The following is a 17,184-nucleotide window of genomic DNA, read 5'->3' as shown; positions in this document are numbered from 1 at the left end:
AGAGAGAGGCTTTCAGGCAAACATAGCGCCCACTGTTAGACCCATGGATACCTCCACCTGTGAAATGTGTGGCCTTTGTGTGTATGTTTGTCCAGTGGGTGCTATTATCTCCAAACCCTTCAAGTATTGGACAAGAAGCTGGCTCTTGAAGAGGGAAAAAACCACATGCGGTTTGTGTCCTGTAGGCTGTGAGATACAGATAGAGTATGGAGTGGGAGACTGGAGGTCAAAGGAAAAGGTGTATAGAACCAAGCCCACTGACGAGCTAAATATATGTGCCAAGGCTTTCTTTGGCTACGATGTGCTAAACCATGAGAGGCTTAGGTCTCCCAAAATGTATGGCAGGGAAGAAACCAGTGGCAACATAGCCAACCTCCTCTCCATGTTGCTTAAGGGAAAGCATGAAGAGACTTTACTTGTCCTATCCCCTTATATGACAAACGAAGACTACGACTTAATAGCTCAGATAGTAAAAATAACTGGCGTAATGGTAAGCTCAACCCTAAGTCTTGACCTAAAAGCCTTCCTTGAAAGCTATGGAGAATACCAGCCAATAGGCATAGAAGATATAAAGAAGGCGGACTTTTATGTTTTCATAGGAGAAGACATAACCTCCACCGCACCAGTGCTTTCCTATTACATCAAAGGCAGGGTATACCGTATAGGCAAAGGCACAAGAGACCAAAAGCTGAACCCCATTGAAATTCAAAAGGAAGACCTGCAAAACCTTGAAGGTAAGGGCGTGATAGTTTTCAATGCCATAGGCATGAAGCCACAAGAGGCAAGAGAGTGGGGTGCGTATCTCAAAGACCTTTGCAAAGAAAAGGGCTTTAGGCTTATGCTTTTATACGATGGGAACTTTCTTGGGTTCTTGAAACACATCCCATTGAGTTGGCTTTCGGACCTTCATGAAGCTCTCCAAAGGGCAAAGAACCTTGTCATCTTTGGCGAAGACCTAACGGACTATATGAAAATGGAAGAGCTTGAGAAAGTATTTGAAGGTCTTGAACATCTTGTAGTCTTTTCTCCCTTTGAGGATGGTCTTGCTCAATACGCTCAGATAAAAATACCCATGAGCTTAATGGGTGAGACAGATGGCACTCTTACCACTTTAATGGGAGAGAAAAAGACACTCAAGTTCCTGCCAAAAGCCTTCAACCACACGGAGTTTTTAAGGAGTTTGCTTGAGTATCTACCTCAAGGAGAAAAGGAGCCAGTGGTCCTAAAAGGCGAGCCAAAAGACTTCAAGAGAGAAATGCATCTGTATAGAAGTGGATGGATAACAAGAAGGAGCGAAAACCTCACAAGGCTTTATGAGAAAAACACTGCGGTGATGGAGGTGCTTAGATTGGGAAGTTCGTAAGATTCCTTATAGCCTGTGCCTTGTGTGTAGCTTTTGCCTTTTTGCTCTATCTACTTCTGTTTTAGGAGCATATATTAAAAGCTAATGGTGTATGGCATAGAGGACTTTATAGAGTCATTTGGAATCAAACGGGACTTTGAGACCTTTTTATCTGAGAAAGGTCTTGAGAACTCAAAGGAAGCTCTTTTAAAGTTTCTGCAGGAAAGGGGTCTACTTGAGGCTTATGAAAAATGGGTAGTTGAGAGGGAAAGAGTAAACCTCGTAGAAAGGTATATAAACCTTGAGGACTGGGAAGTTAGAGAAAACAGCAATATGACCTATTCCCTTCAGGGGCTAAATTTCTACATAACTTCTCAAGTTAGCAGAACCTATTGGCTTGAAAGGATTTATCCAAGGAAGATAAAGGAAGCGCATCTAAGAGGTGATTTCCACATTCATGACCTTCAAGTTCTCAGCGTATACTGTGTTGGATGGGACCTCTGGGACCTTTTGCTTAATGGCTTTAGGGGTGTTCCTGGCAAGATAGAAAGCAGACCTCCCAAGCACTTCACCTCAGCTCTCGGTCAGGTGGTAAACTTTCTTTATACGCTTCAGGGGGAATCTGCGGGTGCTCAGGCTTTTTCCAACTTTGATACTCTGCTCGCCCCTTTCATAAGGTATGATAGGCTCAGTTACGAACAGGTAAAGCAGGCAATTCAGGAGTTTGTTTACAATCTAAACATTCCCACAAGGACAGGCTTTCAAGCTCCCTTTACCAACCTTACCTTTGATCTCAAGGTTTCTCCCATATATAAGGACCAAGCTGTTCTTATAGGGGGTGAATTAAAGGATGCGGTCTACGGGGAGTTTCAGGAGGAGATAGATATGTTGAACAGAGCCTTCTTTGAGGTTATGGTTGAGGGAGATGCCAAAGGTAGAGTCTTTACCTTCCCCATACCTACCTATAACATAACCTGTGATTTTGAGTGGGATGACGTAAAATATGACGGACTCTGGAAGATGACCGCAAAGTATGGCATTCCTTACTTTGCAAACTTTGTTAACTCCGAGATGAAGCCTGAAGATATAAGAAGCATGTGCTGTAGACTAAGGCTTGACCTCAGTAGGCTTGAGAGAAAAGGCGGTAGCTTTTTTGGAGCAAACCCTCTCACGGGTTCCATAGGTGTGGTCACTATAAACATGCCCAGATTAGGCTACTTGTCAAAGTCCGAAGAGGAATTTTTTCAAAGGCTTTCTGAGCTTATGGACCTTGCCATGGAAAGCCTTGAGATAAAGAGGGAGGTGCTTGAAGAACTAGCAGAGAAAGGGCTATACCCCTACTCAAGGTTTTATCTGAGGGATATAAAGTCAAGGTTTGGTCAATACTGGAAAAATCATTTCTCTACCATAGGGCTTGTTGGTATGAACGAAGCATGCCTTAACCTTTTTGGTATTTCCATAGCAGAACCAGAGGGTAGGGATTTTGCCATAAGGGTCCTTGATTTTATGAGATATAAGCTTCTTGAGTTTCAGAAGAAGACGGGCAACAACTACAACCTTGAGGCTACTCCTGCGGAATCTACCGCCTACAGACTTGCCAAACTTGATAAAAGATTTTTCCCAGATATATTGGTAGCAAACGAGGATAATTATAGAAAGGGGGCAGAACCCTTCTACACAAACTCCACGCAGCTGCCCGTTGACTATACAGATGACCCATTCCTTGTGCTTGAACATCAAGAAGAGCTTCAGATAAGATACACAGGGGGAACTGTAATACATTTCTTTGTAGGAGAGAGGATAGAGGACACAGAAGCTCTAAAAAACTTTGTAAGAAAGGTATGTGAAAGGTATAGAATACCCTACTTTACCATAACACCAACCTTCAGCGTTTGTCCAAATCATGGCTACCTTTCTGGGGAATACGAAAGCTGTCCATACTGTGGTTCAAAAACAGAGGTTTATTCAAGGGTTGTGGGCTACTTGAGACCCGTCCATCAATGGAACGAGGGTAAAAGGGAGGAGTTCAGGCTAAGAAAGACCTTTAGGAAGGAGCTTATAGGATGAAAGATGTGGCAGGCGTATCTTTGGTTTCAGAGCCTCCTCTTTGTATTTTTAGAGTTGGTGGTTTTCAGAAGTTTACACTTATAGACTTCCCTGGAAAGCCTGCCTGTATAGTCTTTACGCAAGGCTGTAATTTTAGATGTAGATACTGCTACAATGTGGAGCTTGTTTTGCCTGAAAGGTTTGGTCCTACCATTCCCATCGAAGAGGTGTTTTCCTTCCTTGAGGAGAGAAGGGGGCTTTTAGAAGGCGTGGTCATAACTGGTGGTGAGCCAACAATTCAGAAGGGGCTTGATGGGTTCGTAGAAAGGGTCAAGGAAATGGGATATGCGGTGAAGCTGGATACCAACGGAAGCCTGCCACATATTCTGAGAAGGTTGTTGGAAAGAGGGCTTTTAGATTACGTAGCTATGGATGTGAAGGCACCTCTTGAGAAGTATGAAGAGGTTTGTGGTGTCAAGGTTGATGTGAGCAAGATAGCCGAAAGTATAGAGATCATAAAAACTTCTGGAATAGACCACGAATTCAGAACCACTGTTGTGAAAGGACAACTCAACTGGGAAGATATACTGAAAATAGCAGAGCTTTTGAAAGGTTCAAAGAGGTATTACCTGCAGAAGTTCATACCCGGCAAAACCCTTGACCCTTCCTTTTCCAAAAGGACCACATACTCCAATGAGGAATTTTCCAGCATGGTAAATAGCATAAAACAACACTTTCAAGAATGTTCTTTTAGATGACCACTCCACCCCTTACAAACTCTAACACCCTATTCCCTATACTCTCTGCATCTATGCCTACAAGGTTTCTCAGTAGGTTTTGGTTTCCATGCTCTATGAACCTGTCGGGAATGCCCAAGGTGAGAACCCTTTTGCTGTAGCCCCTCTTTGCCAGCCATTCAAGCACCCCAGAGCCAAAGCCACCCATGAGCACGTTGTCCTCCACCGTTATGAATAAGTCATAGGTGTTTGCCAACTTTTCCAAAAGCTCCTTATCCATAGGCTTTACAAACCTTGCGTTTACTATCGCAAAGTCAAGACCCTCTTTTAGAAGCTCTTCAGAAGCCTTAAGAGCTTGATAGACCGTATATCCCACTCCTAAGATTACGCCATCCTTGCCCTCTTTTAGAAGCTCCCAACTTCCTACCCTTATAAGCCTAAAGCCCTCCGTAGGCACTCCGTAGGCTGGACCTCTTGGATACCTTATGGCAAAGGGTCCGTTGTGGTGCAGTGCGGTATATAGTAGGTCTCTTAGCTCTTGCTCATCTTTCGGTGCGGACACTACCATGTTGGGAATGCACCTAAGATAAGAAAGGTCAAAAACTCCGTGGTGGGTTGGTCCGTCATCACCCACAAGACCACCCCTGTCTATGGCAAAGACCACATGCAAGTTTTGAAGTGCTATGTCGTGTATAACTTGGTCGTATGCCCTCTGGAGGAAAGTAGAGTAGTAGCAGGCTACAGGCTTGAGACCGCCTGCCGCAAGACCACCCGCAAAGGTGCAGGCATGCTGCTCCGCAATACCCACATCAAAGAACCTCTCAGGAAATCTCTGGCTAAACTCCACAAGACCAGAACCTTCCTTCATGGCAGGTGTTATCACCACTATGTTTGGGTCTTGTTCTGCGAGCTCCACTATGGCTTTGCCGAAGACGGAAGTCCAAGTGGGTGGTGAGGGTTTTTTGATAAACTCCCCAGACTCTCTTTTGTAGGGTGCAACACCGTGCCATGTAACTGGGTCGTTTTCTGCTGGCTTGTAGCCTTTGCCTTTTTTGGTATACACATGCAGTAGGACGGGACCTTCTATATGCTTTATGTTTTCAAGGGTTTTCTCAAGGGCAGGTAGGTCATGTCCGTTTACTGGACCTATGTAGTTAAAGCCAAGCTCTTCAAAGAGGACTCCAGGAGATAAAAGACCCTTTAGAAACTCCTCTGTAAGCTTCATGACTCTGAGTGCAGGACTTCCCAAATGCTCAAGAAGATGCTTTACCTTCTGCCTTGTCTCCTGCACGAAGTGCCCGCTCAGTATTTTGCTAAGGTATGTGGATATGGCACCTACGTTGGGAGAGATGGACATTTCGTTGTCGTTGAGGATAACTATGAACTTGTTGGGTCTTAGGTGTCCTGCGTTGTTTAGTGCTTCAAAAGCCATGCCTGCGGTCATTGCACCGTCGCCAATCACCGCCACCACATAACGGTCCTTCTCACCCAAGAGGTCAAAGGCTTTCCTAAAGCCCAAGGCTGCAGATATGGAAGTGGAGCTATGCCCTGCACCAAAGGCATCAAAGGGGCTTTCTTCCCTTCTTAGAAAACCAGAAATGCCTCCGTATTGCCTAAGGGTTGGAAAAAGCTCCTTTCTGTCGGTGAGTATCTTCCATGGATATGCCTGATGCCCTATGTCCCAGACTACCACATCCTTGGGTGGTTCAAAGACCCTTAAAAGTGCTATGGTTAACTCTACAGCACCAAGCCCTGGTGCCACATGACCTCCATTTTTTGCGGTAACCTCTATAAGATAGTCTCTTACCTCTTCCGCAAGCCTTTCAAGCTCTGTATAGTCATACTTCTTTAGGTCTATAGGACCGCCATAATCTCTCAGCAGTTCATACCTTTCCAGCATGTTTTATAAAGCTATGCCTTCCTTTTTACCTTTCAAGGGAGATCAGGAGAAAAATACCAACCTAAGCATCCATCCTGTGAAAAACTGGAAAAGGACTACCAAGATCCCCACTGCGGGGAGCAGGATGAGTTTCTTTCCAGCGGTTTCCCCCTTAAACCAAAAGACCACAAAGGTTAGCACAGAAAGGATAAGCAGAAATATACCGTTCCACTTGTGAGGAAATCCCCATATAAAAGGCACCTTTGACTGCACCAAAGGAACGTTTGAAATACCAAATCCAAATACCACAGAAAGCAAGGCAAACACTATAAGGACTACGTTCAAGTAGAGTGCATACCTCATCATACCCCTTAACTTTAGCAAGCTAACTATGTAGAGGGCAAACACACCAAGGGCTAATAATACCGTTGGATACGCAAAGAGAGGATGCAAAACCATCAAACTACCTCCAGCTTTTTATCCAATTCTATTATACTCCTGTAAAGGTCCTTAAGTATGTCCGCATAGTCCTCTTTGCCCTCCTCCACCTTGTCCATAAGCTCTTCAAGCCTTCTGGTAAACTCCTCCTTAAGAAACTCATGAACCTCCTCCCTGCTCTGTAGGTAGCTGTATACCTCCTTTCCAAGTTTTGTAGGAATGAGAAAGCCCTTGTTTTCTATTACATAGCCCCTCTCTATGAGTTTTTCCACTATGCTTGCGTAAGTGGAAGGTCTGCCTATGCCCCTTCTTTTCATCTCCTGCACCAGCTCTCCATGAGTGTATAGATAAGCCTTTGGCTGTGAAAGGAGCTTTTTCCTTTCAGAGACATCCACAGAGCCTAATATGGGCTTGTAAACCTCTAAGGGTATTAACCTGTTCCAGCCATCTTCAAGCACTTCAACAGGCACTTCAACCTCCTTTTCCCTTCCATCTGCAAGGATGTGGAGCTTATACACTCTTAACTTTACTGGTCTCATCTGGCTTGCCATAAACTGCCTAAAGATAAGCTCGTAAAGCAGTATGTGTTCTCTGGATAGACCTTCCGCTTGACCGCTTAGAAATAGAGCTCTTAGCTCCTCTGGGTCTATGCCCTTTGTGGGTCTTATACATTCATGAGCTCCACCCTCTCCCCATACCCTTGCATGAAAGTATTCCTCTCCAAACTCTTCCCTTATGTATTCCTTAGCCAAGCCTATACCGTAGTCAGACACCCTTGTGGAGTCCGTCCTGTGGTAGGTTATGTATCCCAGCTCAAAGAGGGTTTGAGCAAGGTTCATAGTCTTTGGCAGAGACCACCTGTAGATATCACTGGCAGACTTTAGCATGGTGTCTGTGCTAAAAGGTGGTGGTGGATTTTTCAATTCTTGCTTCTCTTCTATTAGCTCAACCCTTATCTGCGAAAGCATGGAATAAAAGGTCTCTGCCTCTTCCTTGTTTTCAAAACTCCAATCCACCCTTAGCTTTCCTCCCTCATCCACGGGAACCACGACCTTGTAGACCTTCTGCCTGTATTCCCTCTCCCTCTGTATTATCCAGCCCAGAACTGGCGTCTGAACCCTCCCAGCCGATAGCCACTGCTTTCCAAAGGTACTCTGTAGGAGCTTTGAAAACTCAAAGCCCACCCATCTGTCAGCAACCCTTCGTAGAACTTGAGCCTTCACCAAATTGAGGTTAAAGTCTCTAGTTTCCTTGAGGGCTTTCTTTATAGCCTTTTTGGTAACCTCGTGGAACTCCATCCTTTTTATGTTAGGGTTGTGTGCCCTAAGCACCTGCGCCACGTCCCAGCCTATCTTCTCACCCTCCGTATCTGGGTCTGTGGCTATGAGTATCTCCTGGGCTTCTATAGCCATACGCCTAAGGCTTTGAAGTATCCTTTCCTTTCCCTCTATGGTTTCATAGACAGGCACGGGCTTGCCGTTCATGTAAACTCCATGAAAGCCCTCCTCCTTATTGAGGTCAAGCACATGCCCAAGGCTTGCGGTTATCATTATGTATCTGTCCTCTGTAGAGGTCTCCAATAGCTCATGCTCTCCAACTCTTCTCCTTACCGCCTTGCCAAAGAAACCCGCTATGGTCCTTGCCTTGTTGGGAGACTCCACCACCACAAGCACAGGTTTTAGTAGCTCCCTGCTCTCTGGCTTTTCCTCGCCGGACAAGAACCTTCTTATCTTTTCCCTGTCTCTGTCCACCTCTTCCAGTAGCTCCTTGAGGTCAATATCCTTGACGCTTTCAAACCTTATATCCTCATTGAACCACTTTATCTTCTTTATCAGATGCCTAAAGGCTTTCTTGTCATCCACAAGCACAAGGCTTACACCCCTGCTTATACCCCCAGCAAACATACGAGAAACCCTTCCGCTCGCCTGTAGGTATCCTGTGGCATCAGAAACCACCATCTGGTAGCCATCTTCTGTTTTTCTCAGGGTTATCTCCTCCGAGGTTTGCATCAGCCTAAGGATTTCTTCTTCCGCAAGGAATCTCCCCACATCTGCCCTTAGCCTGTTTATCCTTTCTACCAGCTCAGGCTTATCCCTGAGGAAGTCCTCACTGAGGTATTGGTATCTTCTTAGGCTTTCAAGCCAGCGGTCTATATTCCTTAGCCTATCGGGCATGTTTTTAGCCACAAGGCTTCTTATGGACATAAGAGCCCAAAGAAGATGGGAAAGGTTTTGCTCAAACCTTAGGGATATAACTATCTTGGGAACTCCATAAAATAGGGCATACCTTATCACATGAGGCAGGTCTATGCCCCTCGCAAGGGGGTTTCTATAGGAGGCTATTCCCACAAGCAGGTCTATCTTACCCTCTTCGTATTCCCTCAGAACGCGCTCGTCCACGCTCTCGTAAGAGACCGCCCTTATTCCCTTATCTTGTAGGCTTTCTATCACCTCATCTACATACTCCTTTCTCTTGTCCGAAGGAATAAAGAGCAGGCCACCCTTCCCCAAAAGCCTCACCCACTCTTCTATGGGTCTTGTATCAATATCTTCATGCAGGTCAACCACATTCCTAAGGTAAAAGGTGGGTGTTCCCACCTCAAAGCCAAGCAGTTCTCTAAAGAGCTTTATCCTGTTTGAGCGAGGATTGGAAGTGGCAGAGGATACCACAAGCACTCCCTTCCTCTTTTCTGAAAGCTCTCTTACCCTTTGCGAAAGCTCCTTTATACCCTCCCAGTCCTCCTCATCTTTGCCCCTTCGCTCCTTCAGCCTTATGAGCCTCATGGCAAGCTCTATGTCTTCCTGAGAAAAGCCAAGTAGAAGCAGGAGCTTGTCTATGTTTTTTGCGGTCTTCAGAAAGGCGTCCACATCGTCCACAAACACAAAGTCAAAATTCCTCGGTATGGTCTCCTGATTTTTATACAGAAACATGGAGGTTGTGGCAAGCACCTTAAAGTCCCCCTCCTGAAGCCTTGCCTTCTTTATGTCCTTTTGCTTTTGGCTGTCCTCTGAAAAGTAGAGTATCTCCCTCTCCTCAAGCCCAAAGTTGAAGAGCCTCTGAACTGTTTGATCTACAAGGAGGCGCGTAGGGAGTATTATGTAAGACCTTTTACCCCTCTTTGCCAGATAACTTGCCATGGAAAGACCAAAGGAGGTTTTGCCAACGCCCGTGGGTGCCAAAAGCCCAAAGGAGTTTCCAAGAAAAACCCTCTTTGCCCAGCTGAGCTGGAGGCTCCAGGGCTTTGACCTGACATAGCTTTCAAAATGCTCCTCCCACAACCTCAGCTGAGCCTCCACATGGCAGAGCTTCGTAAGTTCTCCCTCTCTTAGGAGACCCCTGCAGTAGTCTCCCACCTTTGGCATACATCTCTCACAGGGAAGACCCAGCCCAAGCCTTTCTGAGCTTATATCTCCTCCACAGTTGGGACAAAGGTTTTTAAATAGGCTTTCTATCATAGTCCTCTATTTTATAGCAGTTTATTCCTTCTCCTCCCTGCCTTTCAAAATGAGCCTTAAAGGTGCCTTCCTTATCCCAAGATACTCCCTAAGCCTCCTTTCAAAAAACCTAAGATAATCCTTCCTCCAAAGCTCTGGGTTGTTGGTAAAGACCACCACCGTGGGCGGTCTTGTGCCTTCTTGGAAGGCATAGTATACCTTTACCTGTTTGCCCTTCTGAGAGGGTGGGTGCTTCTCTCTTAGCACCTTTTCCACAGCCCTGTTTACGAAGGAGGTTTTGTGCTGCAGGTTATAGTCTTTCCACACCTCCTCACAAGCTCTTAAAAGCTCATTAATGCCCTCACCCCTGACAGCTGAGGTTAACACTATGGGTGCAAAGTCAAGAAAGTAAAGCTCTTTTCTTATGTAGGTTTCAATTTCCCTCTTGCTTGCTTTTACAAGGTCCATCTTGTTGCCTACGATTACACACCCCTTATGCCTTCTCTCTATCAGCCCTCCAATTTTCTTGTCTTGGTCTGTTATACCCTCTGATAGGTCAAGGACAAGGCAAGATATATCCGAAAGCTCTATTGCCCTTATGGACCTGCCCACGGAGAAGAACTCCACACCATACTCAACCCTGCTCCTCCTCCTTATACCGGCCGTATCTATCAGGACAAAATCCTTTCCATCAAAGGAGAAGGGCACTTCAACCGCATCCCTGGTGGTGCCGGGAATAGGAGAGACTATAACCCTCTCTTCTCTGAGTATGGAATTTAGCAGGGAGGACTTTCCTACGTTGGGTCTTCCCACAAGGGCTATGCGTATGCCTTCTACAGCCCTTTCCTCAGCTTCGGGAAGCACCCGCAATAGACTATCAAGTAGCTCACCTACGCCCTTCCCATGTTGAGCGGAGATAGGGAAGACCCTTTCAAAGCCAAGAGAATAAAACTCGTAAACCCTGTCTTCAAGCCCGCTGTGGTCAATCTTGTTCACCACCAAGAACACTTTTTCCTTATAAGGATATAGTAGCTCGGCGATATATTGGTCTGCGGCGGTCAGCCCTTCTCTTCCGTCCACCACAAATATTATTGCCTTTGCTTTATCCAAAACCCTCTGAACCTGTCTCTTGATGCCTTCTGTTATCTCATCACCCTTCTCAAGAAGTCCGCCCGTATCCGCCACTGTAAAACTTCTGCCCTGCCACTGGGCAGTTCCCTCCACTATATCCCTCGTGACGCCCGGCATGTCGTGGACTATACTCTTGCGCCTCTTTACAAGCCTGTTAAAGAGAGTAGACTTGCCCACATTGGGTCTTCCTGCTATCAGAAGGTCAGCCATAAGGAAAAAAGTTTAAATCAAACTCAGCTGTAGTCTATCTTTATCTTGCCTATTATATCCTTGAAGTCTTTCCACTCTATTGCGGGCCAAGTTTCCGTTGTAGCGTGGCCAAAGGACCTAACTATCATAGCTACCTTTGCAGCTTCTTCGTCACTTGGAGCTTCAAAGATGTCAAGATAGTCATAGGGTCCAAAAACTACAAGGTTCATAAGCCATTTCACATTTGGACAGTTTTCCTCTATGAGCTTTTCAATGTGTTGTTCAATCTCTTTGAGTTTTTCAAGGTTCTTAACCGCATAGGGAGATATTTTTGTAAGCATCACGTATATACCCATGTCAGTCCCTCCTTAAAGGTCTATATGTAAACTTAGGTTGTCCCTTCTCAGATGTCAATATAAGTCCATTGAAAAACCCTTGACAGGATTGCAAAGAGCTATAAATTTATCAGTAAGTAATTCTTTACTAAGGAGGTGTAGCTATGAGTATAGGGTGGCTGGAGGTAGTGGTTGCAACCCTTCTTGTCTCCCTTGTTATCAGCCTTATCCTTGCAAGAGGACGTCACTGGCTTGAGCCGAGCTTCTGGAAGGTGGCAGCCATAATTACAAGCTCTGTTATGGCCATCACACTGGTTCTTCTGACTTTCCATACGGTTCAGGCTATAAGTATGGGAAGCAAGCGGGTCCCCGGAGCGGATGTAATAAACAGGGAGATAGGTTATGTTTACAATGCGGACAGAAGGGCTATGGAGCCTGTATTAGGGAAAGAGGTGGGGCTTTTTGGAAAAGTATGGAGTCCACAGGAAGCTGAGGAGTTAATCGTAAAAGGTAAGCTGGTTATTCAAAGTAGGAACTGTATGGACTGCCACACCCTCCTTGGAAATGGAGCTTACTATGCTCCAGACCTTACAAAAGCATGGCTTGACCCTAAGTGGGACAAACAAATAATGCCCATGGTAGGAGCAAGCTCAAGGGAGGAAGCCATGAAAACGTGGCTCATGAACCCGGACAAGTATCCCACTTGGGTAAGGAAAATGCCCAACCTCAGGCTTACAGAGGATGAAGCCAAGGCTGTGACTGCATACCTCAAATGGATGTCTGCCATAGATACCAATGGCTTTCCTGCAAACTTCCCTGAGGTTCAAGTATCACAAAAATAAGGAGGTGTAACCATGGAAAGACTTTATGAATCTCAAAAGTTAGCTCTTTGGTATTTTTGGACCGCTATTCTCTTGTTCGGTGCCCAACTTCTCTTTGGTCTCCTATCCGCTATACAGTTCATAAACCCTGACTTTCTCTATGGAATTCTAAACTTTATGACCAATAGGATGCTCCATATAAACGCCATGGTAGTCTGGCTTCTCATGGGTTTCATAGCTGGCATATACTGGTTTCTACCTCTTGAAACAGGGAGGGAAGTAGTTGGTATAAAACTGGGTAAACTTGCCTACTTTGCCTTCGTGGGTGCAGTGGCGGTTGTTGTGCTTGTGTATCTTTTCAAACAGTTTGGCTCTGGAGACTTCTTTACCTTATGGTTCATAACTGAAGGAAGAGAATACATAGAAGCTCCGCGCTGGGCGGACATAGGCATAGTTGCAGTAGCCCTCATAGTTGCCTTTAATGTAATAGGCACAGCGGTTGCTGCAAGAAAAATAACTGGCATTATTGGCGTTCTTATAGTAGACCTTGCCTTTCTCTTTGGTCTTTATCTTGCTGGTATGTTCTTTACACCAAACATATCTGTTGACCAGTTTTGGTGGTGGTGGGTTGTTCATCTATGGGTGGAAGCTACTTGGGAGGTCCTTGTAGGTGTCTTAATGGGATGGCTTCTGATGCACCTTCTGGGCACGCCAAGAAAAATAATAGAGGCATGGCTGTATGTGGAAGTTATGTTGGTCTTTGGCACAGGTATATTGGGACTTGGACATCACTACTACTGGATTGGCACACCTGAATACTGGCTGGGGATTGGGGGATTTTTCTCTTCACTTGAACCTTTGCCTCTTGTTGCTATGGTTATACACGCAGTTTACGACGCCGGTGTTCACAAGCTGAAAACTGTAAATAGACCTGCACTCTTTTGGGCTTTCGCTCAGGCTTTTGGAAATCTATTTGGTGCAGGTGTATGGGGTTTTATGCATACCCTGCCCCAGATAAACCTTTTCAGCCATGGCACGCAGATGGCTGCAGCCCATGGACATCTTGCCTTCTTTGGAGCCTACGTTTCTGCAAACCTTGCCCTCTTCTACTTTGCTCTTGGTAAAACAAGGGTTAAAGAGGGATACATTCTCAACGGAACGCCGTGGAAAATCGCCTACATTGGCATGATTATAGGCATATTTGGTATGGTAGCCGCTTTAACTGTTGCGGGCTTTGCACAGACAATGATAGAGAGGGCAACTCTCGGAAGCACATGGGAAGCCTTTATACAGGCTCAGATGCATCCTTGGATGGAAGAAGCCTTTAAGTGGAGGCTTCTTTTTGGAGTTATTTTCTTCCTCTCTTATGTTGTCCTCCTCTATGACCTTTTGACTGCAGGCAAAAGAGTTGAAGCCCTTAAGGAGGCTGAAGTTGTTGGCTGAAACCTTATACAAGCTCATGCTCTATGGTTTTCTCATGGTCTTTTTTGCGGGAACTTATGCTATACTCTATGCCATAGGGAGGTTCTCCGGCCTCCCCCTTCTTGTAAGAATTTCCTATTCCTTTGCGATCTTCCAGTTTCTCGCTGGTCTTGGAATGGTTTTTTCTCCTTATCTTGACATACTGTGGAGAGCTATAATTCTTTTCAGCGTCTTCGCATATTTATTTATCCCACCTGTGATGTGGAAGGTGGTCGTGGAAATGCATAGAAGACACGAAGATTAAGCCTTGATTACTTTCACCCTTTCAAGGGTTATTATGCCGTCCTTCACAAGTTTTGAAAGCTCAGGCAAAATCTCTTGAATTTTTTCCTCACAATCCACTATCTCCACTACTATTGGAAGGTCAGAAGATAGGCTAAAAATACCTGCTTTGTGTATCACAGAAGACTTGCCATAGCCTAATATACCTCTAAAGACTGTAGCCCCCGCAACACCTTTCTCTTTACAAAACTCTACCACATACCTATAAAGAGGCTTTCCCTCATACTTGTCATCTTCGCCAAAAAACATCCTAACCAAGAGAGCGGTTTCACACTGCATGTCTATAACATTTTACCAAGTCCATATCCAATAGCCACAAAGAGCAAGCCTAATCCGTTGCTTATTAAAAGATATAACAGTGCCTTCAGCCATTCTCCATTGAAAAACATATAATAGGCTTCATAAAAGAGCGTGGAATAAGTAGAATATCCACCAAGAAAACCCGTTATCAACAAAGCCCTAAGGTTCGGAGAAAGGTCAAGCCTTTCAACAAAAAAGGCAAAGAAAAAACCTATCAAAAAGGCAGAGGAAAGATTAACAAGGAGTGTGCCTACGGGAAACTCAATGCCTACCCTTGTTTGAATAAACTTGGAAACCAAAAATCTCAAAACAGAACCAACCGCACCACCTATGGCTATGGTTAAGAGGAATGCCAAAGGACTGCCCTCTCAAGGGTGATAAGACCAACCTTAGCTTTTTGAAGCAACCTTTCTATGGCTTGCATAGCCTTTTGCTCTTCTTCTACAAACTCCACCACTACAGGCAAGCTGTATGAGAGCACCTCAAGACCCTCATAATGAAGCTCTCCAGTGGTCCCGTAGCCCATTATGGACTTAAGCACTGTAGCACCACCAACTCCATACTCCTTTAATAGCTCAAGCAGTCTTCTGTATGCTGGCTTGCCCTCAAGTTTGTCATCTTCCCTCAGAAATATACGAACAAGCACAAACTCCATATGATTTAAATCTTAGCACAAAATCAAGCTGGTAATATAATCTCCATTTATGGTGCAAGTAGAACTCATAAAAGAAAGTGAGCTAAATAGTGAGGATATAAAAGAGCTTCAGCAAGAGGTCCGTAAGCTCGCAAAGGAGAAAAATGCGGTTATCCTTGCCCATTACTACCAAAGACCAGAGGTGCAGGACATTGCGGACTTTGTGGGAGACTCTTTGGAGCTTTCTCGTAAGGCAAGCCAAACGGATGCGGACATTATAGTCTTTTGTGGCGTGCGTTTTATGTGTGAGACCGCCAAGATAGTAAACCCCACTAAAAAAGTGCTTCATCCTAACCCAGAGTCTGGCTGTCCTATGGCGGATATGATAACCGCAAAGGATGTGCTAAGGCTAAAGGAAAAGCATCCAGACGCAGAAGTGGTTGCCTATGTAAACACCAATGCGGATGTAAAGGCGGTCTCTGACGTGTGCGTGACTTCCGCCAATGCCATTAAGGTGGTGCAAAAGCTCTCATCTAAAAAGATAATCTTTATCCCCGACCAAGCCCTTGGAAACTGGGTCAAAAGGCATGTGCCAGACAAGGAGTTTATCATATGGCAAGGCTTTTGCCCTCCACACTTTGAGTTTACCGCAAGAGAAGTTCAAAAACTAAAGGAGCTATATCCAGATGCCAAGGTAGCGGTGCACCCTGAATGCCATCCAAAGGTTATAGAAATTGCGGACTTTGTGGGCTCTACCTCTCAGATAATCAACTACGCCACCACCTGCGAAGCAGACAAAGTAATAGTTATCACAGAAGTAGGTCTAAAGCACACCCTTATGAAGAAAAATCCCAACAAAGAATATATATTCCCAGAGTCTATGAACTACTGCGGGACTGTTTACTGTTGCACCATGAAGGGCATAACTTTACAGAAGGTCTACCAAACCCTAAAGGAAGAGATAAACGAGGTGGTGCTACCAGAAGAGATAATTGAAAAGGCAAAGAGACCAATATTGAGGATGTTGGAGCTTTCATGATTGCACGCAGGAAAACTCGTCAAATACAGGTAGGCTCTGTAAAAATAGGTGGTGATGCACCCATTGTGGTGCAGTCCATGACCTCTACAAAAACACATGACATAGAGGCAACCCTTGAGCAGATAAAAAGGCTTGCAAAGGCAGGCTGTGAGCTTGTGCGTGTAGCAGTACCACACGAAGAAGATGTGGAAGCTCTACCAGATATCGTAAAAAACTCCCCCATACCGGTGATAGCGGACATCCACTTTGCACCCTCTTACGCCTTCAAATCTATGGAGAAGGGTGTGCATGGCATTAGGATAAACCCTGGAAATATAGGGAAAGAGGAGATAGTAAAAGAAATAGTGGAGGAGGCAAGGAAAAAAGGCGTAGCCATACGCATAGGTGTAAACTCTGGCTCTCTTGAAAAGGACCTCTTGGACAAGTATGGCTATCCCTGTGCGGAGGCACTTTTTGAGAGTGCCATGCGTTGGTCTGAGAGGTTTGAAAAATGGGGCTTTTATAACTTTAAGGTCTCCATTAAGGGCTCTGACGTTTTGGAAAACATAAGGGCTAACGAGCTTTTCGCTCAACATACAGACATACCACTTCACATAGGCATAACAGAGGCAGGAATGGGTCTAAAGGGCATAGTCAAATCCTCTGTGGGTATAGGCATTCTCCTATATAAGGGCATAGGGGACACGGTCAGAGTTTCTCTAACTGACGACCCAGAGATGGAAGTAGAAACCGCCTACGCCATATTGCAGTCCCTTGGTCTAAGAAGGAGAGGCATAGAAATAATTGCCTGTCCTACCTGTGGAAGAATAGAGGTAGACCTGCCAAAGGTGGTAAAGGAGGTGGAAGAGAAGCTAAAGCACATACAAAAACCTCTAAAGGTTGCCATAATGGGCTGTGTGGTAAATGCCATAGGTGAGGCTCGTGAAGCGGATATAGGTCTTGCCTGTGGCAAGGGCTTTGCATGGCTCTTTAAAGAGGGCAAACCCATAAAAAAGGTAAGCGAAGAGGAGATGGCAAGGGCACTTCTTGAGGAGATAGAAAATATCCGGAGTTGACTTATATCACAGAGCTTTATAGGCTACTGTGCTAAATATA

The 17,184-nt window shown here is 45.2% G+C and carries 16 protein-coding genes; 8 read left to right on the top strand and 8 right to left on the bottom strand.

Annotation, left to right across the window (positions count from 1 at the left end; all coding sequences use genetic code 11):
• The 3 genes from G3M65_RS10430 to G3M65_RS10420 form a co-directional block, all read left to right on the top strand.
• Nucleotides 1–1,363 (top strand): 4Fe-4S binding protein (locus G3M65_RS10430; RefSeq protein WP_173834629.1); only part of this gene is annotated, 1,363 nt, incomplete at its 5' end.
• Nucleotides 1,364–1,447: 84 nt separating this feature from the next.
• Nucleotides 1,448–3,409 carry a ribonucleoside triphosphate reductase gene (locus G3M65_RS10425; RefSeq protein ID WP_173834628.1) on the top strand — a complete coding sequence of 654 codons (1,962 nt, stop codon included), beginning with the start codon at nt 1,448–1,450 and terminating at the stop codon, nt 3,407–3,409.
• The gene (locus G3M65_RS10420) at nt 3,406–4,146 is read left to right on the top strand and encodes an anaerobic ribonucleoside-triphosphate reductase activating protein (RefSeq protein WP_173834627.1); all 741 of its coding nucleotides are present in this window, start codon (nt 3,406–3,408) and stop codon (nt 4,144–4,146) included. Before G3M65_RS10425 ends, G3M65_RS10420 begins: the two co-directional genes overlap by 4 nt.
• Here G3M65_RS10420 and dxs read toward each other — a convergent pair.
• From dxs to G3M65_RS10395, 5 genes are read right to left on the bottom strand one after another with little or no spacing between them, the layout of a single operon-like run.
• Nucleotides 4,139–6,025 (bottom strand): 1-deoxy-D-xylulose-5-phosphate synthase, encoded by a 1,887-nt coding sequence (gene dxs, locus G3M65_RS10415; RefSeq protein ID WP_173834626.1) that lies wholly within the window; start codon nt 6,023–6,025, stop codon nt 4,139–4,141. The two genes, G3M65_RS10420 and dxs, sit on opposite strands and share 8 nt — an antisense overlap.
• A gap of 42 nt (nt 6,026–6,067) precedes the next feature.
• Nucleotides 6,068–6,463: a hypothetical protein gene (locus tag G3M65_RS10410; RefSeq protein WP_173834625.1), complete on the bottom strand. Its 396-nt coding sequence runs from the start codon at nt 6,461–6,463 to the stop codon at nt 6,068–6,070.
• Nucleotides 6,463–9,897 carry a reverse gyrase gene (rgy, locus tag G3M65_RS10405; RefSeq protein WP_173834624.1) on the bottom strand — a complete coding sequence of 1,145 codons (3,435 nt, stop codon included), beginning with the start codon at nt 9,895–9,897 and terminating at the stop codon, nt 6,463–6,465. Before rgy ends, G3M65_RS10410 begins: the two co-directional genes overlap by 1 nt.
• Nucleotides 9,898–9,918: 21 nt before the next feature.
• Nucleotides 9,919–11,217 carry a ribosome biogenesis GTPase Der gene (gene der / locus G3M65_RS10400; protein ID WP_173834623.1) on the bottom strand — a complete coding sequence of 433 codons (1,299 nt, stop codon included), beginning with the start codon at nt 11,215–11,217 and terminating at the stop codon, nt 9,919–9,921.
• A gap of 23 nt (nt 11,218–11,240) precedes the next feature.
• A complete protein-coding gene (locus tag G3M65_RS10395) occupies nt 11,241–11,552 on the bottom strand; it encodes a GYD domain-containing protein (RefSeq protein WP_173834622.1) in 312 nt (103 codons plus the stop codon).
• 143 nt (nt 11,553–11,695) lie between these two features.
• On the opposite strand from G3M65_RS10395, the gene G3M65_RS10390 reads away from it, so the two are divergent.
• From G3M65_RS10390 to G3M65_RS10380, 3 genes are read left to right on the top strand one after another with little or no spacing between them, the layout of a single operon-like run.
• Nucleotides 11,696–12,373, top strand: a complete 678-nt coding sequence (locus tag G3M65_RS10390) for a c-type cytochrome (RefSeq protein ID WP_173834621.1) — start codon at nt 11,696–11,698, stop codon at nt 12,371–12,373.
• Between the two features lie 12 nt (nt 12,374–12,385).
• Nucleotides 12,386–13,795 (top strand): cbb3-type cytochrome c oxidase subunit I, encoded by a 1,410-nt coding sequence (locus G3M65_RS10385; protein WP_173834620.1) that lies wholly within the window; start codon nt 12,386–12,388, stop codon nt 13,793–13,795.
• Nucleotides 13,788–14,078: a hypothetical protein gene (locus G3M65_RS10380; RefSeq protein WP_254426278.1), complete on the top strand. Its 291-nt coding sequence runs from the start codon at nt 13,788–13,790 to the stop codon at nt 14,076–14,078. The genes G3M65_RS10385 and G3M65_RS10380 overlap by 8 nt, the downstream gene beginning before the upstream one ends.
• On the opposite strand, the gene G3M65_RS10375 is transcribed toward G3M65_RS10380, so the two are convergent.
• Genes G3M65_RS10375 through G3M65_RS10365 form a run of 3 tightly spaced genes read right to left on the bottom strand, consistent with a single transcriptional unit; the run spans nt 14,075 to nt 15,071 of the window.
• Nucleotides 14,075–14,395 (bottom strand): DUF190 domain-containing protein, encoded by a 321-nt coding sequence (locus G3M65_RS10375; RefSeq protein ID WP_173834618.1) that lies wholly within the window; start codon nt 14,393–14,395, stop codon nt 14,075–14,077. The genes G3M65_RS10380 and G3M65_RS10375 overlap by 4 nt on opposite strands.
• Before the next feature lie 2 nt (nt 14,396–14,397).
• A complete protein-coding gene (crcB, locus tag G3M65_RS10370; protein ID WP_173834617.1) occupies nt 14,398–14,772 on the bottom strand; it encodes a fluoride efflux transporter CrcB in 375 nt (124 codons plus the stop codon).
• Nucleotides 14,757–15,071: a DUF190 domain-containing protein gene (locus G3M65_RS10365; protein WP_173834616.1), complete on the bottom strand. Its 315-nt coding sequence runs from the start codon at nt 15,069–15,071 to the stop codon at nt 14,757–14,759. Before G3M65_RS10365 ends, crcB begins: the two co-directional genes overlap by 16 nt.
• A gap of 49 nt (nt 15,072–15,120) precedes the next feature.
• Here G3M65_RS10365 and nadA point away from each other — a divergent pair, with 49 nt between their 5' ends.
• Together nadA and ispG are read left to right on the top strand one after the other, a co-directional pair.
• Nucleotides 15,121–16,089 (top strand): quinolinate synthase NadA, encoded by a 969-nt coding sequence (gene nadA, locus G3M65_RS10360; RefSeq protein WP_173834615.1) that lies wholly within the window; start codon nt 15,121–15,123, stop codon nt 16,087–16,089.
• A complete protein-coding gene (ispG, locus tag G3M65_RS10355; protein ID WP_173834614.1) occupies nt 16,086–17,144 on the top strand; it encodes a flavodoxin-dependent (E)-4-hydroxy-3-methylbut-2-enyl-diphosphate synthase in 1,059 nt (352 codons plus the stop codon). The genes nadA and ispG overlap by 4 nt, the downstream gene beginning before the upstream one ends.
• Nucleotides 17,145–17,184: the final 40 nt, after the last annotated feature.

Origin of the sequence: Hydrogenobacter sp. T-8 (assembly GCF_011006175.1) — a bacterium.
Classification (GTDB): Bacteria; Aquificota; Aquificia; order Aquificales; family Aquificaceae; genus Pampinifervens; species Pampinifervens florentissimum.
The sequence above is the reverse complement of the archived record's forward strand: the minus strand, read 5'-3'. Positions and strand labels throughout refer to the sequence as shown.